The organism is Staphylococcus sp. GW823-FHT05F06 (assembly GCF_058795495.1).
On record NZ_JBXAHW010000003.1, the window covers coordinates 1 to 17,261 of the forward strand.

Annotated in this window: 14 protein-coding genes and 2 pseudogenes; 8 read left to right on the forward strand and 8 right to left on the reverse strand. The window is 29.4% G+C overall.

Annotated elements, in window-relative coordinates; translation table 11 throughout:
• Nucleotides 1–93: 93 nt before the first annotated feature.
• Nucleotides 94–414 (reverse strand): ArsR/SmtB family transcription factor, encoded by a 321-nt coding sequence (locus AC1Q7N_RS02785; protein WP_002484911.1) that lies wholly within the window; start codon nucleotides 412–414, stop codon nucleotides 94–96.
• Nucleotides 415–934: 520 nt separating this feature from the next.
• Here AC1Q7N_RS02785 and arsD point away from each other — a divergent pair.
• From arsD to arsC, 5 genes are all read left to right on the forward strand, one after another.
• Nucleotides 935–1,282: an arsenite efflux transporter metallochaperone ArsD gene (gene arsD / locus AC1Q7N_RS02790; RefSeq protein WP_002449502.1), complete on the forward strand. Its 348-nt coding sequence runs from the start codon at nucleotides 935–937 to the stop codon at nucleotides 1,280–1,282.
• The gene (gene arsA / locus AC1Q7N_RS02795) at nucleotides 1,269–2,993 is read left to right on the forward strand and encodes an arsenical pump-driving ATPase (RefSeq protein WP_002504650.1); all 1,725 of its coding nucleotides are present in this window, start codon (nucleotides 1,269–1,271) and stop codon (nucleotides 2,991–2,993) included. The genes arsD and arsA overlap by 14 nt, the downstream gene beginning before the upstream one ends.
• A gap of 149 nt (nucleotides 2,994–3,142) precedes the next feature.
• Nucleotides 3,143–3,457, forward strand: coding sequence for an ArsR/SmtB family transcription factor (locus AC1Q7N_RS02800; RefSeq protein ID WP_002467638.1), 315 nt, complete (start codon nucleotides 3,143–3,145; stop codon nucleotides 3,455–3,457).
• 2 nt (nucleotides 3,458–3,459) lie between these two features.
• Nucleotides 3,460–4,749, forward strand: a complete 1,290-nt coding sequence (arsB, locus tag AC1Q7N_RS02805) for an arsenite efflux transporter membrane subunit ArsB (protein WP_049324010.1) — start codon at nucleotides 3,460–3,462, stop codon at nucleotides 4,747–4,749.
• A 16-nt stretch (nucleotides 4,750–4,765) separates the two neighbouring features.
• Nucleotides 4,766–5,161: an arsenate reductase (thioredoxin) gene (gene arsC / locus AC1Q7N_RS02810; RefSeq protein ID WP_049324009.1), complete on the forward strand. Its 396-nt coding sequence runs from the start codon at nucleotides 4,766–4,768 to the stop codon at nucleotides 5,159–5,161.
• Between the two features lie 206 nt (nucleotides 5,162–5,367).
• On the opposite strand, the gene AC1Q7N_RS02815 is transcribed toward arsC, so the two are convergent.
• The 5 genes from AC1Q7N_RS02815 to AC1Q7N_RS02835 form a co-directional block, all read right to left on the reverse strand.
• On the reverse strand, nucleotides 5,368–5,850 hold the full coding sequence (locus AC1Q7N_RS02815) for a YdhK family protein (RefSeq protein WP_049324008.1): 483 nt from the start codon (nucleotides 5,848–5,850) through the stop codon (nucleotides 5,368–5,370).
• A 19-nt stretch (nucleotides 5,851–5,869) separates the two neighbouring features.
• A complete protein-coding gene (locus AC1Q7N_RS02820; RefSeq protein ID WP_095323999.1) occupies nucleotides 5,870–7,303 on the reverse strand; it encodes a multicopper oxidase family protein in 1,434 nt (477 codons plus the stop codon).
• A 14-nt stretch (nucleotides 7,304–7,317) separates the two neighbouring features.
• Entirely contained in the window at nucleotides 7,318–9,378 is a 2,061-nt protein-coding gene (locus AC1Q7N_RS02825) for a heavy metal translocating P-type ATPase (protein ID WP_049324006.1), read from the reverse strand.
• A gap of 742 nt (nucleotides 9,379–10,120) precedes the next feature.
• Entirely contained in the window at nucleotides 10,121–10,978 is an 858-nt protein-coding gene (locus AC1Q7N_RS02830) for a GIY-YIG nuclease family protein (protein WP_145376400.1), read from the reverse strand.
• 422 nt (nucleotides 10,979–11,400) lie between these two features.
• Nucleotides 11,401–12,180: a tandem-type lipoprotein gene (locus AC1Q7N_RS02835; protein ID WP_145376402.1), complete on the reverse strand. Its 780-nt coding sequence runs from the start codon at nucleotides 12,178–12,180 to the stop codon at nucleotides 11,401–11,403.
• Nucleotides 12,181–12,981: 801 nt separating this feature from the next.
• On the opposite strand from AC1Q7N_RS02835, the pseudogene AC1Q7N_RS02840 reads away from it, so the two are divergent.
• The 3 genes and pseudogenes from AC1Q7N_RS02840 to AC1Q7N_RS02850 form a co-directional block, all read left to right on the forward strand.
• Nucleotides 12,982–13,115: pseudogene (locus AC1Q7N_RS02840) on the forward strand (DUF960 domain-containing protein); the annotation flags it as partial.
• Nucleotides 13,116–13,129: 14 nt separating this feature from the next.
• Nucleotides 13,130–13,633 (forward strand): DUF1643 domain-containing protein, encoded by a 504-nt coding sequence (locus tag AC1Q7N_RS02845; protein ID WP_002495469.1) that lies wholly within the window; start codon nucleotides 13,130–13,132, stop codon nucleotides 13,631–13,633.
• A 14-nt stretch (nucleotides 13,634–13,647) separates the two neighbouring features.
• Nucleotides 13,648–13,875: pseudogene (locus AC1Q7N_RS02850) on the forward strand (hypothetical protein).
• A 229-nt stretch (nucleotides 13,876–14,104) separates the two neighbouring features.
• On the opposite strand, the gene AC1Q7N_RS02855 reads toward AC1Q7N_RS02850, so the two are convergent.
• Together AC1Q7N_RS02855 and AC1Q7N_RS02860 are read right to left on the reverse strand one after the other, a co-directional pair.
• Entirely contained in the window at nucleotides 14,105–15,979 is a 1,875-nt protein-coding gene (locus AC1Q7N_RS02855; protein ID WP_145376404.1) for an SNF2-related protein, read from the reverse strand.
• Entirely contained in the window at nucleotides 15,963–17,252 is a 1,290-nt protein-coding gene (locus tag AC1Q7N_RS02860; protein WP_002495470.1) for a hypothetical protein, read from the reverse strand. Before AC1Q7N_RS02860 ends, AC1Q7N_RS02855 begins: the two co-directional genes overlap by 17 nt.
• Nucleotides 17,253–17,261 lie beyond the last annotated feature (9 nt).

The following is a 17,261-nucleotide window of genomic DNA, read 5'->3' on the forward strand; positions in this document are numbered from 1 at the left end:
AAAAAAGACAATTTCTATATTATTTCAATAGAAATTGTCTTTTTTCACTTATCCAGATACTTTATGTCCCGAACTCTATATTAAAAAAGATACTTAAAGTATCTTACAACAAGTATCTTCATTTAAAACAACCTGTATTTGTTGCTCATTAATTTTATAATAATTCCATGTCCCATGCTTTTCAGCAATAAGAACATTTGCATCTACTAATTTTTTTAAATGATAAGAAAGTTTAGATTGTTTTATATCTAATAACTCTTCTAAATCACATACACATAATGATTTATTGAAGCTTTGGCTAATTTGATTTAGTATTTTTAATCTGATTTTATCGGCAAGTGCATTAAACATATTTTCATAAAAGTCAAATTGTTGATCTTCACTCATATCAGTCTTTGTTTTAATAACTTCCATAAAAGACCATCCTTTTTATAATATTTCATTGAGTTTATATTATCTTTACTTCAATTCTTGAATTGCTTGTTTATAGTTATTTTTTGTTGATTCGCCATACTGATTAATGTTCCCTTTAAAGAACTCCTTTTCCATATATATTGTAGCTTCTTTTAAATTGATTTCTCTTGATAGCATAACAAGATTTAAATAACTTACAAAATAACCCACAGTTAAAGTACTTGCATGGTTTACTCGCTATCAAGCACGCCTCCTTATTGTCAACGTAGTTTTATATCATTTAATACATCAATTTTTTTTGATGTATTAAATATAAATCAATATCTATATTATCGCAAGAAAAAAACTATGATTTTACATAAACTTAGGTATTTCTCACAGAAATATTAAAATAATTTTTTATAAATTGTATTATTAAGAATTAAATTTAGTAAAATTTTTAAAACTCAAACAATAACATAGACACCAATCTATATAGATGTTAATCTATAATAGCAAATTAATTAATGAGGTGAGTATAATGTTAAATATTGAAATATACGAAGAAGCTATGTGCTGTTCTACTGGAGTATGTGGTCCAGAACCGGATGAAACACTAATAAAAGCGAACCAAATCAATGAATATTTAAAGCAAAATCAAATAGAAGTTCAACGTTATAATATGAATAATAATCCGAATGAATTCATTAAAAATCAAGAAGTTATTCGTTTAATTCAAGAAAAAGGTGATGAAGTTTTACCAATCACTTTTATAGAAGGCGGTATAGCTAAAACGGGCGCTTATATTACCCAAGAAGAAGCCGATGAAATTATTACAGTTAATCAAATGAGAAATGGAGGATGCTGTGGTGGAGATGGATGCTGTTAAATACTTAAATAAATTGAATTTAGATAACATTGAGTTAACAAAATATTTGTTTTTTACTGGTAAAGGCGGCGTAGGTAAAACGACGATATCAAGTTTTATTGCTTTAAACTTAGCAGAGAATGGAAAGAAAGTAGCTTTAGTAAGTACTGATCCAGCTAGTAATTTACAAGATGTATTTCAAATGGAATTATCTAATAAATTAACTAAATATCAACCTATACCTAATCTCTCTATAGCCAATTTTGACCCGATTGTTGCTGCAGACGATTATAAAGCACAATCTATAGAACCTTATGAGGGTATTCTACCAGAAGATGTGCTTTCTGAAATGAAAGAACAGTTAAGTGGTTCATGTACAGTTGAAGTAGCAGCATTTAATGAATTTACAAATTTTTTATCCGATAAAACTTTAGAACAAGAATTTGATTTCATTATATTTGATACAGCTCCCACAGGTCACACCTTGAGAATGCTTGAATTACCTTCTGCATGGACAGATTATTTAAATACAACGAGTAATGACGCTTCTTGCTTAGGTCAATTATCAGGTTTAAATGAAAATAGAGTTAAATATAATTCAGCACTTGAAAAACTACGTAACCAAGATGATACGACCATGATGTTAGTTGCGAGACCTACTCACTCTTCTATATATGAAATTCAAAGAGCGCAACAAGAATTACAACAACTGTCAATTTCTAAATTCAAAGTAATCATTAACAACTATATAGAAGAAAGTCACGGTTTAATTTCGAGTCAGATGAAATCAGAACAAGATAAAAACATTAATCATTTTACTGAATGGTTAAATAACAATCATGCTTATTACGTTCCATATAAAAATCAGAAAGAAGAAGGTATAGAAAGTTTAACTAATCTATTAAATGATGATAACTTAATTGAAAATGATGACTTTATTGTTGAAGATCATCCGCAATTCAATAAATTAATCGATGAAATTGAAAATAGTAAAGTTCAATATTTATTTACAATGGGAAAAGGTGGCGTTGGTAAAACGACAGTAGCAACGCAATTAGCTACAACGTTATCTAATAAAGGATATCGTGTTCTTTTAGCAACTACTGACCCTACTAAAGAAATTAATGTTGAAACTACAAGTAATTTAAATACTGCTTATATTGATGAAGAACAAGCATTAGAAAAGTATAAAAAAGAAGTACTAGCCACAGTGAATGATGATACACCACAAGACGATATTGATTATATTATGGAAGATTTAAAATCACCTTGTACAGAAGAAATAGCATTTTTCAAAGCCTTTAGTGACATTATGGAGAATCAAGACGACATGGATTACGTCATTGTAGATACAGCTCCTACAGGCCATACCTTGCTGTTACTTGATTCTAGTGAAAATCATCATAGAGAATTAAAGAAAAAATCAACTCAAACTACCAGTAATGTTGAAACATTATTACCCAAAATTCAAAATAAAAATTTAACACAGATGATAATTGTAACATTAGCAGAAAAAACACCTTATTTAGAATCTAAACGTTTAGTAGAAGATTTAAATAGAGCTAATATAGGCCATAATTGGTGGGTTGTTAATCAATCGTTAGTTACGCTAAATCAACGTGATGACCTTTTTAGTAACAAAAAAGAAGATGAATCATTTTGGATAAACAAGATTAAAAATGAAAGTCTTGATAATTACTTTGTCATACCTTATCGAGTATTAGAATATTGATATTATTGATTATAATGAGAACTATATGATAAATAGAGTCTACTTTAAACCAGTTAATAATTTAGGAGTTAAGCAAATATGTAATTTATCAAATGACAATAAAAATTATTAACAATATAAAAGATTCTAAGTAGAAAGGGAGAAAAAAATTGAATTATAGTGAAATATCGCAATACTTGAAAGTGATGGCTGATAGTAGCCGTCTTGAAATATTAGATTTGTTATCTTGTGGTGAATTATGCGCTTGTGATTTATTACAGCATTTTTCTTTTTCTCAACCCACATTAAGTCATCATATGAAAGTATTAAAAGACAATAATTTAATTACATCTAGAAAGGATGGTAATAAAAATTTATATAAATTGAATCATGATGTATTAGATGACATTACATCACGACTCACTCTATTGAGTTCCAGTACTGTCCCATGTATATGTGAAACTGTAGAGAAAGGTGAATGTTAACAATGACAATATTAGCAATCACAATTTTTATATTAACGTTAATTTTTGTTATATGGCAACCTAAAGGTCTAGATATTGGTATTACTGCATTAATTGGTGCTGTAATTGCTATAATCACTGGCGTTGTAAGCTTTTCAGATGTACTAGAAGTTACTGGAATTGTTTGGAATGCGACCTTAACTTTTGTTGCAGTTATTCTCATTTCACTCATATTAGATGAAATTGGGTTCTTTGAATGGTCTGCTATACATATGGTGAGAGCATCAAAGGGTAATGGCTTGAAAATGTTTGTTTACATTATGTTGTTAGGCGCTATTGTAGCAGCTTTCTTTGCGAATGATGGAGCTGCATTAATTCTCACTCCAATCGTGCTCGCTATGGTAAGAAATCTTGGGTTTAATCAAAAAGTCATTTTTCCTTTTATCATTGCAAGTGGATTTATTGCAGATACTACATCTCTCCCATTAATTGTAAGTAATTTAGTCAATATTGTTTCTGCTGACTACTTCCATATTGGATTTATTGAATATGTAAGTCGTATGATTATTCCAAATATATTCTCTTTAATAGCAAGTATTGTTGTATTATGGTTATATTTCAGAAAAGTTATTCCTAACCATTTTGAAATTAAAAATCTTAAAACACCTAATCAAGCCATTAAAGATCCAAAATTATTTAAGTTTTCGTGGATTGTTTTGTCAATCTTACTCATTGGTTATATAATTAGTGAATTTATTCAAATTCCAGTATCGTTAATTGCTTGTTTGATTGCATTTATATTTACTGTATTGGCCTATAAATCGAGAGTAGTAAACACGAAACAAGTTATCAAAGGCGCACCTTGGAATATTGTTCTCTTTTCTATAGGAATGTATTTAGTTGTATTTGGTCTGAAAAACGTGGGTATTACTGCATTATTAGCTAATATGCTATCAAGCATATCAAACTATGGATTGTTTAGTAGTGTGATAGGTATGGGCTTCATATCCGCATTCCTTTCAGCCATTATGAATAATATGCCTACCGTATTAATTGATGCCATTGCTATTGGACAATCTGCAACTACCGGTTTAATCAAAGACGGCATGATTTATGCCAATATCATCGGCGCAGATTTAGGACCTAAAATCACACCTATCGGCTCCTTAGCAACACTACTATGGTTGCACGTTTTAACACAAAAAGGGGTAAAAATTTCATGGGGCACATATTTTAAAACGGGTATTGTTATTACGATTCCTGTTCTGTTTATCACATTAGTTGGTTTATACGTTACACTTATTATATTTTAAAAAAGAGGTGTCAATAATGACAAAGAAAATAATTTACTTTATATGTACAGGTAATTCATGCCGTAGCCAAATGGCTGAAGGCTGGGGCAAAAACATCTTAGGTGATGAATGGCAAGTATATTCTGGCGGTATTGAGGCACACGGTGTCAATCCAAAGGCAATTGAAGCAATGAAAGAAGTTGGAATTGATATCTCAAACCATACTTCTAATTTAATTGACAACACTATACTAAACCAATCCGATTTAGTAGTAACTCTATGTAGTGATGCTGACAATAATTGTCCTATATTACCGCCGAATGTAAAAAAAGAACATTGGGGATTTGATGATCCAGCAGGCAAACCTTGGTCAGAATTCCAACGTGTTAGAGATGAAATCAAAACCGCCATTGAATCATTTAAAACTAGATAAACTTTAAGCGTCTCAATATCATTGGGACGCTTTTTTATTATTAATTATTTTATACTTTTTGATTTATCTTCAGGATTAGTCATTTTTCTTATCTATTTAATTTACACACTAAAAAATATCCTCCTTAACAATAATAAGTTATTTAAATTATTGATTAAGGGGGATATTTTTTATATCTATTTATTTCTCAATCTAGAACTAGATTTTTATCGTGCTTTCAGCTCATTTCCTGTCATCCATTTATGATTTTTAATGATTTTACCATTATCTTTGGATTTGTAATCAACTACGTAAACAGTCGTCTTTTTCACGTTATCTATATTGGCTGTAGCACCTTTCATACCAGACATATGACTTGCTTCTAATTTAACAGTATCGCCTTTACTAAATCCATCTTTAGGTGCATCTTTGATTTCTTCGTTTACGATCCATTTATGATTGTTTACTTTTTCATTTCCATTTGTGGGTTTATAACTTACAACATAGGCATATGTTTTATACGCACCTTTTACAGTAGCTTCTGCACCTTTCATACCTGGCATATGTCCTGCTGTAATCGTTACTTTATCTCCTACTTTAAATTCACCCTCATTAGTCGATGTCATATCTTCAGGAACTTTACTTTCATCATTATGCTTCATATGGCTCTCACTTTTTTGGTCATTAGTGTCTTTATCTTTTTTCATCATATTAAAATCTCCCTATTGATTAGTTTGTTACTTTTATTTGACCCATCATTCCATTATCTTCATGCTCAAGTATATGACAGTGAAACATGTATGTTCCAGTATTTTTAAATACAACCTCTATTTTAGCTTTTTGTCCAGGTTCCAAAGATATAACATCTTTTTTACCCCTCATATCTTTTGGAGGTTTCTCCCCATCCACAGATAAAACTTTAAATTGCGTTCCATGGATGTGGAAAGGATGTTTCATACCACCCATTTTATCTTTGACGTTTTCAATTTCCCATACTTCTTTCTGGTTTAACTTTTGTGTAAAATCTATTCTGTTAGGATCGAATTTATTACCATTAATGGTAACATTATCATTCATACCTTCTAATTTTATTTTTTTACTTACTTTTGGTGTATTACCTTTGTTAGAACTTTTCTCTTTGTTACTAATCGGTAAAATTACAGTTTTATCATTATCAACCAGACTGATTTTCTCGCCTTTCATTTTAGATAAATCTATTACTATTTCTTTTCTTTCTGAAGGAGCTAAATTAATTTCTTTTAATTTTTTAGCGTTTTTTAATTGACCGCCATCTGAAGCAATATACTCAAAACTTTGATTATTACTTAGCTTAAGATTTAAATCTCGAGCATTAGAACCATTTAAAAGTCTCAAACGTATTTTCTCTTCTTTTGTTGTCAGTTTGGGGTTTACTATTCCGTTCACAAGAACAGTATCACCTTGAGTGCCATCTTCGTCTTTCGTTTTTGAATAATTTAATTTTTTAGATACAAATGTTTTATCTTGGATTATTATAGGCAAATCATTTTTTCCATAATCACTAGGATAATTATTCTTTTTACTATCTTCTATATATAATAATCCTGATAAGCCATTATAAACTTGTTTAGCTGTATTTGGAGAGGGGTGGGGGTGATACCATAACGTAGCAGAATCTTGATTAACCTCAAATTTTATAGTTTTTTCTTTTCCTGGTTTTATAACCTGAGAAGGCCCTCCATCCACTTTTCCATTTACTTCTAATCCATGCCAATGAAATGTTGTATTTTCATCTAAGTTATTTATTAACTTAATTTTAACTTTATCTCCTTTTTTTAATTTTAAAGTTGGTCCAAGTAAATTTCCATTGTAGCCTAGAGTATTAGAAAAATTATTTTTGTAAAACTCTGTCTTTCCTTCCTGAGCTTTTAATGTATAATTTTTATAACCATTGTTATCTTTTTTTGACTCTGCAACTTTAGGAAATATTATTTCATTTTTTCCTTGTGAAGAATTTAATTTCTTTCTTTCGTCATGATGTTTCATATTTGTCATATCCATTGTATTTTTCTTATCTTCTTTCATATTCATCATATCATTCTTACTTTCTGCGAAAGTATCATTAGACGCAATAATTATTATGGAAAAAATTATAATTAAAATTGCAAAAACTTTATTATACATAAGGTTTACCTCTTTTATTTTAATTTTAATGTAAAAGCATTAATCGCTACTATAACTGTACTTAAAGACATTAATATTGCTCCTACAGCTGGTGATAATATTAACCCGATAAAAGCTAATGCGCCAGCTGCTAAAGGTACAGCAACAATATTATAACCTGCACCCCACCATAAGTTTTGCACCATTTTTCTCATAGTATTATTTGAAAGAGTCAAGAAATGAATGATATCTGATGGATTACTTTTAACAAGTATGATATCACCTGAATCCACTGCAACATCTGTGCCTGCACCAATTGCTATACCAATATCGGCTCTTATAAGACTCGGCGCATCGTTGATACCGTCTCCGACCATCATGACTTTATTACCGTCACTTTGATAATCTTTTATAATGCTTTCCTTATCTTCTGGCATGAGTTGTGCGTGAACATCACTAATACCTAATTCTTTTGCGACAGCGTGTGCCACTTCATTATTGTCACCTGTAAGCATGACTGGTGTAATATTTCTTGATAGTAAATCAGCTATCATTTGTTTTGAGCTTTCTTTAATTTGATCTCCTTGAGCAATCATGCCAATGACTTGTTGATCCTCAATTAAATAACTGATTGAATTACCTTGTTGAGCTAATTTAGTAAACAAGTCATCGTCATAATTAAGTTTATGTTTATCAAGATAAGAGACATTTGTTATTTTATATGTTTTATTATCAATTAGACCTTCTAATCCGACACCTGGAATATTATTAACGTCTTGTGGATTAGTAAATGAAACATTTTTACTTTTCGCAAAATCAACAATACTTATAGCTAATGGGTGATTAGATTGACTTTCTAATGAGGCGAAAAGGCTTAATATTGTATCATTACTCAAATCATTTTTAAAGCTCTCATAATGATTCACAGAAAAGTTACCCTCAGTTAAAGTACCAGTTTTATCCATCATTACATAATCGATATGTTGAGCTATTTCTACAGACTCTCTATTTTTAATAATTAAACCATTATGTGCACCAATTGAAGTAGAACGTGCAGTGACTAAAGGTATTGCCAAGCCTAAAGCATGTGGACAAGCAATGACTAACACAGTTACAAGACGTTCTAATGCAAAATCAACATCATTTTGAATGAGCATCCAGACAATAAAAGAAATCACGCCAACACTTACAGCAAAGTAGAATAAATAACCCGCTACTTTATCAGATAACAATTCAGCACTAGATTTATCATTTTGTGCTTGATTAACAAGTCCCATAACTTGAGAAAGATATCCATCTTCTCCAACAGCTGTAACCTTGACTTGTATTGTTCCAGACCCATTAATAGAACCCCCGATGACGTTGTCATTTTGATTTTTTTGTACTTTTTTAGATTCTCCAGTGACTAGGGATTCATCTATAGATGTTTGTCCTTGAACGATAATACCATCTGTTGGAATGCTTTCTCCGGCTTTTACTTCGACGATATCATCAGTCATGATGTCTGATATTTTAACTTCTTCGCGTTGGCCATTATCCATAACTTTAATAGCACTATTAGGTAATAGTTCTGCCATTTTCTTTAAAGCATCTCCAGCATTTCCGACAGCATTCATTTCTATCCAATGTCCTAATAGCATAATTAAAATTAAGGTTGCTAATTCCCAAAAAAAGTCCATTGTATGACCAGTTGCACTACTAAAGTTATTCATATAAAAAGCATACAAGCTATAAATATAAGCTACTGAAATACCTAGAGCAACTAAGGTCATCATGCCTGGTTTTTTTGTAGCAATTTCATCTTTACCACCAGACAAGAACGGTTTACCACCATAAAAGAATAAAATTGTACTTAATATTAACACTACCCATTCAGAACCTGGAAATGTGAATTGAAAAGGTAAGTTAACACCCATCATTGGCGATAAGAGAATGATAGGTATTGCAAAAATTAATGAAACAAAAAACTTAACTTTAAAATTTCCATGATGATGTGCATGGCCACTATGATGATGTGAGGCATGGTTATCATGATGCATGTGATTGGAATGATTCATGTGATTTTGATGATTATGCTCTTCACCATTATTATTCAAATTAACCCCTCCCAATGAAAACGTGATAGTAAAGTTACTTATACCATAACATATACCCCCCTACGGTATAAATAGTTTCGATTTATCTTCATTTATGGATTTATTTATATCATTCTGAAAATTATTTCTACACCTCCTACATTAGACCTTGTCATCGATGTTTAAAACAAGGTTTTAATTAAAAGATCTCATCTTAACTATCGCATGACAATACACTCTGACCAAGGTTAGCATTAGCAACACAAGTTATATATTAATATTCTTAAAGAAAATAACGCATTTCAAAGTAGTTCTAGAAAAGCAAACTGTCTAAATCATTATTTAAAGAAGCCAGTAAATGAATTCATAATAAACTCATTTACTGGCTATTTTTCTAGTACTTATGCTCAGTTTCTTCAAACTATATTAATCATTTTTTGATTCTCAAATTCTACGCCACAATATCTGCATTTTATTAAAGATACTATATATTCGATCAATTTCAAAGTAAGTTATATACAATTTATTTTTTAGTTTTATTTATGATATGCTTCACCCTATCAGTGATATTGCTAAAAAGATATTCAATAATGTCATTTTATTACTTAGTAAAAACTTTTTCTTGTATACCTATCATAAATAAGGATACATTTGATTATTTCTTCTCATAATAAACTCTTTAATAACATTAAAATTACTAGTGATTTACACTCACCTTTATGATTTTCATCATCATATTTCAATGTAATAATTGTTATTTTTATTAGTTAAAGTTCATACCATATTTTCTAGTGCAAAATACATTCTTCCAATAATTTTCTCTATTGATTATAGTGTCTACCTTAGTCTTTGTATCAAAAATCTCTAAAATTGAATATTGAAAATTATTTATGATGTAATCTTTCCCTTTATCTAATTTAATTTCATTTAATAATTTATTACCACCTGTTAGATTTTCTATGTTGGCATAGTCCGACCATCGTTGCCATATTCCATCAGTATTACCTGATGCTGATCCTATGTATAATTTGCCATTACTTAAGTCGGTTATAACATAAACACCTTTTACATTCATTAAAGCTTGTTTCCAACTAGGTTCATTTCTTGATATAATTTGTTGCATTTGTGGGTGGGATAACGTTACATTCTGATAACCAGGAAAATGTCCTAATTTAGTATTAGGAGCAATTTCATAAACCTCAGGTTCTAAAGTATCTTGAATATTTTTATATAATCTATTATATAAATCTCTACCTATAGGTTTTTTTAATTTAACGATAAGTCTTTTTCTATATTCTTTATAATCATCCATTAAAGTTAATTCATAACCTACCTCATCAAATACTTCAGGTTCAATCTTTTTGATTTTATATAATCCCCCAAAAATAAAATATTCTGGACCATATGGATAATATTGAGCAAACGCTAGTAAGTAATCTGCATGATTCAAATTGTTATTTGGATGTTTCGTTTTCCATGCATTAATTTGTTCCCATTCAGTTTCATCTTCTTTAAAAAGTAAATCCCAAGCTTTTATTTCAACATTACCTGCATTCATATTAAACTTTATTTTAGTTTTATTTAAATTCGGTACTTTTATAAATTTATTAAGTTCAATCATAATTTTCTTATCCTCTCATTTTTAAATATTATCAATTAGCCAATTTTTGATAATATATTTAATCCCCGTTCTTTACACCTTATCTAAAATTGAGGATATCTTTCACGTAAAATAGACTAACAGCCAACACAGCTCCCATGTGAAATTTTTATAATCTTCATATATTACCTTATCTTTCAGAAAGTAATTTAATCATTATTACAATATTTCGATATTCCGCAATGAAATATCTAAAGTTATTATTTAAACAATTTACCTACACATCTTCCAGATATTTCAAATAAAGTAACTTTAATATTCTAAACAATATCAATTATAAAAAATGATACCTCTGGTATAAAAAATCTTTCCAGAAATATATTTAATAAAAATTACAAAATCTTAGAGATACTCATCTCTTTTTCTTCGAAAAATTATCGATTTTAATCATCCTCGCTTGGCATAAAGTTCATACTATCAGAAAAATAAATGTTCTCTTGCTTGCCTTCAGTAAAGGTAAATTCTACATCTTTCGTACCAATTGAAGAACCTTTTAAGTCACCTGTACCTTTCAATAATAACTTTGGTGCTTGTTTCGTTGGAATATCATATCTTTCCCTTAATTGTTTTACATTATAATCGCTATTTTCTAAATCATATTCTGCAGAGTAACTAGGTACATTGGGATTGTATGATATATTCCCATTCTTATATTCTTTTAAATCTTTAAAATTTGCATATTGAGCGAAGAATTTAAATTCACCTATTTCTCTCTTTATCTTACTATCTTCAATTTTTTTAATAGGGATTATTTTATTGTTTTCCATTTTGACTGGATATTTTTTCTTATTGTTTTGAGGTCTTCCTTTATTATCATATGTAATTTTATTGGTTATATAATCACCTTTAGATGTTTGTGTATTTCTATTTATTTTCAACACCATACCTCTAGGTTCTAAATCTTCTCCTTTACGTTGTATAGCCATTTCCGAGTGTAGTAACCATGTCCCTTTATCATCCTTATCAAATTCTTCATCTCGATAACCTTCTTTATCGTATAAGTCCTCAAGATTTTTGATAGGATACATACCTAATGTTTTCTCAAAACTTTTTTTAATTTTTTCTTCTTTATTATCTTCTTTTGTCATACTTCCACATCCACCAATAAAAAACGTTATTATTAAAAAACTGACGCATAAAAGTAACTTTTTCGAATGTTTCACATTTTCACATCTTTCTATTTATCGTATATTTGTAAACACCATATAAATCAAATTCTTAAACTTCTTCATATTACTCTTTCATATTACCAAACAATAAATACTTAAGATGTAATTCAAATTTAATTTTGCCCTTTATAATTAATAAATGAAACCTCATCACTTACGATATGCTACTGTATATCAGATAGTGATGCGATTTTTTAATTATCCATTCCACATATTAAAACAAAACGACTTTCATAATTAAATTTTGACATTTAAAAAATTTAAAATAGCAAAGTGTATTTACCATTGTAAATTACTTTGCTATTTATGTAGTTCGTCCTTATAAACAATACTAAAGTTCCTTTAAAGTCATTTTACTTTCTTTATTTTTTGTTATTTTCAACAGAATTTAGACTGTCAGTAGTCTTATAAATATCATTTTGAACTTTACCATTCAATTGATTTGTTGAACTGTTTTTCTTTTGGCGTCGCTTGTTGATTGTTTATTTTACTCTCGACTACAAAGACCGTCTATGCCACAATTAGTGCAAAACTTGTCACTCTCATTTACAATTTCATGACCACGATATTGGCAGAATTTATCATCCCGATTTACATTACCCCCCCACAAGCTAAACATTCCATTAAATTGCGCTCTTTATTTTTAATTATTATTAATACAAATATTCTAATTTATTTGACCTTAAAACACTATATAAATTTAAAGTTTTTTAAATATTTACAATAAATAGTTAAATCGAGACATTGCAACATCTGTAGTACAATAAAATTCTAAAAATAAGCTAACAAGAATAGCCCACATACAAATTGGAATATCACTATGCAAACTATGTAAAAAATAAAAATACATTACCTAAAAAGTCTACGTCATTCGTGAAGATGACGTGGACGCTTTTTATTATGTGATGCTTTTACCAGAAGAATACTAAAAGGAGTAACAAATATGAATACAATCAAAAGTACGATACACACAGAAGCGATTTTTAGCGATGATGAACAACACCGATACTTACTTAAAAAGACGTGGAATGAAAAGAAGCCCACATGTACAGTGATAACGATGTCCCCTCATTTAGACGGCATATTATCACTCGATCTTACAACTGTTCTTATCCTCAATCAATTAGCGAATTCAGAACGATACGGTGCTGTATATTTAGTGAATTTATTTTCGAATATTAAAACCCCAGAGAATCTCAAACATATTAAAGAGCCTTATGATAAACATACAGACAGACACTTAATGAAAGCAATAAGTGAGAGTGACACAGTAATTCTAGCTTATGGAGCCTATGCGAAGCGACCATTTGTTATCGAACGTGTTGAACAAGTGATGGAAATGTTGAAGCCTCACAAAAAGAAAATTAAAAAGCTCATAAACCCAGCAACAAATGAAATCATGCACCCACTCAATCCTAAAGCACGCCAAAAATGGACATTGAAATAAAAGGAGGATTATCTATGAACCATGTGACTACACAATCAGACTGACTGACACACGGTTGCTAGTAGCTGCCTAGTATCGCATGAATACGTTTCAATATTAAGGGTCTAGTATGTCATTTCACAGTAATCGAAGGCTAAGAAATATTGGATAAAATCTATAATGATTTTATGAATGATTACTCTATAGCAACCGTACTTAATAATGATTTACAGACAATTATTAACCATTATCTATCAAAGTGAATATTATAATACTTATAAAAAAATAGAGCATCCTTCACTTTGCGGTGAGGAATGCTCTATTTAATATCATTTAATTCATTGGTATTATTATCTAATTAAAAAACAATAGAATACTTAGTTTGACTGTTCATGATTAAAATATTCTTTTAATTCTTCCCACTAAATACGAATAAAAGCATATTTTTACTGTTCTTACGCATTCTTCCGATTAGCTTTTCTATATCGTTTTTCATTCAATAATAATTTTCTTAACATCTTCTAAGTAATCATCTTCAATCATTGGCTTTAAAGTATTTCCATCAATAGCATTTAACATTACATCTTCTTTTTCCTTCAGTCTGTTATAAACTGCTTTATCGATAAAACCTTTATGGGCTCTATCCCCTTCAGACATCAAATAATAATACCTTGTATATTGATTATTATTTAACCCTAAACGATGTATTCTATCACGTGATTGCAACATAAACGTTAAATTAAAGTTATATTCAAAATATATTGCATCATGTACTGTCTGATGTAAAGATATGGACTCGCCTAATGTATTAGGATTAGATATTAGAACTTGTGCATTTCCATTCCTAAAATTATTGATCATATCTACCCTATCTTCTTTAGGTGTTTCTCCATAAATCAATATTGAATTAATATCACTTTCTAGTAACCTCTTATTGATTTTATTCATTGTACCTACAAACAATCCCCATACTAGAACTTTTTTTCCTTGGCTAACTAAGTTTTCAATCAATTCAATACCTTTTTCGAATTTTGGAGAAGTTACATTTTTTAAATCAAAAGAATTATAAATTTGTTGTTTTACTTGATTTTCTTCTTCTTTATTTAATGCTTTATCCAAATCGAAATTTAATTCATCATTCAACATTCCTAGTTCGCTATAATTAATATTCTTTTGCAATAATTCTGGGTTAGTTGAAGCTTGTAGTAACCTTATATAAATCGCTAGTATCCCAGATTCATTTTCGTATATCGCTTTTGCTAATTCAATTTGAATATTACTAGGCTTAACACATAATATAATATCATTTTCTGCTTGAGGCACTTCCAAATCGTTCTTATTTGTACGCCAGAAAAAAGGGTTCAACTTGTCATTAATTTCATTAGGATCAGGATTTTGTAAATCAGCAACATTCCAACCAAAATAAGTATCATACTCATCTTTATATAAAATATTTAAGAAGTTAAATATGTCTTGATAACTATTTGGAATTGGGGTACCAGTTAAAACGTATCTGTAATAACTTTTAGGACCTAAAGTTAATGCATAACTTGCTCTGCTACTATTAATACCTTTTATCCTATGAACCTCATCATAAACTATCATTGTCTTATCATTAATAAGTTCATTTAAAACCCCTACATACTTTTGTATTGCTTCAAAATTCAAAACAATGACATTTGCACTTCCCCAATCTGTTCGTACTTTACCTAAATCATTATATTTTTTATCTCTTAGGTTCATAAAGTGTAATTCTCTTTTATCTTGAAAAACTTCAATAAATTCTGAACGCCAAGCTTCAAATGCATTAATTGGAGAAATAACTATTAATTTATCAACTTTCCGCTTTATTTCACTAGACAAAAAAGCAAATGTGCCATACATCATAGCCGTTTTACCAGCTCCAGGTACAGAAAAATTGGCTGCTCTTTTCATGGTGGCTAAATAAAAACTCGCTCTTACTTGAATAGGTTTTAATGGTCTTGTAATCTCTTGATTTATAACATTATTAAAATTTGAAAGTTCTTCTTGCCATCTTGAATCATTTTCTTTAATTGTTAAGCCAGCAATTCTTTGTTCATTAATAGCATAAGCATTTTTACTAATAAAACTTTTTATATTATTATCTATTAATATATCAGGTTTCGATACTTTAGCTAATGCTTTATTCAGCTCTGAAACTAATCTTTCTATTTCAAGATGTGATAAATCCGCTTTTAAAACATAATTAGTGAAATCAGAAAAATAACTTGTGAATTTCTTTAAAGTTCTATGAACCTTTCTGTTCGTAAGATCACTGTCTATACTATCAACAAAAACAAATTCATTATTAACTTCAACTAGTTGTATCTCAGATTTCATGTTCATAAATATCTATCAACTCTCTACTACAATTATTTATTCTTATTAGCATTTCTCTAATTTCTTTTAATTGTTTTAGATTAAATTGTTCAAAATTAAGACTACTAGGTAAACCATTGCCTTTTTCCATATCATTGAGACTTTCAGACATTGATTTAACATTTTCAATAAAACTTTCCACATTAGCATTTCGTTTACTTTTGCTTACAACTTTGTTATATGAAGAACTTACTTCTCGTAGTTCAGGTATCGATTGGCTTAGTGTACTCTTTAAATCTGCGGTAGATTCTACACGTTTTTCTTCTAATTTATCTCTCAAACCATCGATAGCATCTTCTGTTTCTGTATTAAATTGATGACTACCCTCATTTGAAAAAACGATATTTTCAAAATAATCTCTTCCAGCATATGCCCGTGTGCTTGTCCCTGATTGAATTTGCAAAAGGACAAAACTAAAAAATTTTTCAATAGCATCTTCTAACGAAGGTCCACCTTTAGGATAAGCTTTATCTAACTTAGGTACTGCTTCTTCAAATAATGAATAAATGCCAGCATCTTTTATAATATAATAAGAATTCTCTTGAGCATTAATAAAATCTAAAAATTTTCTTATTAATTTTGCAGAACCTAATTGCTTTTCAATAGTTTTTTTTGTTTTATTTGACTCATTTGCATAGTCCGCTACAGTCATCAACTTTTCAACTTCAATTGTTTGATAAATATCCACCGCTTCATCAACTTTATCATAATCTTGCTTTCCTTCTATACCCATTTGTATTGCAAGTTCTAATTGCTTGATTTTAGCTCGATCAGTCTTTTTATCATAAGTAAATGGTAAAATAACAGCTTCAAAATAAAAAGTATTTCCTGTTTCTTGTTCTAACTGTCTAAGCGCAGTAAACCTTCTATTTCCGTCAATAACTCTACCATCATCTAATACATAACCAAATACTTGCTGACCTTTATCTTTAATAGATTTTTTAGTGTTTTTTAAAGCAGAAGTATTAGCCTCATATATCATATTTTCAATACTTTTATTATAATTATTATCTTCAAATTCATAAGCAACTTTTATATCGTCGCTTACTCTGGATATTACAGAAGCAATTCTTCCATTTCTATCATTATAATACAGAAACTTTAGTGGTATTCTATATACCTCTAAAGTTTCTTGATTTAAATCGGTAATAGTTGTTGGTAACTTAGGTTTTGCTCCGGTTTTATCTACTAAACCATCTTGGACTTTTTCAAGTAATGAAATTTTTTCTGATTTCCCCATCATATTCCC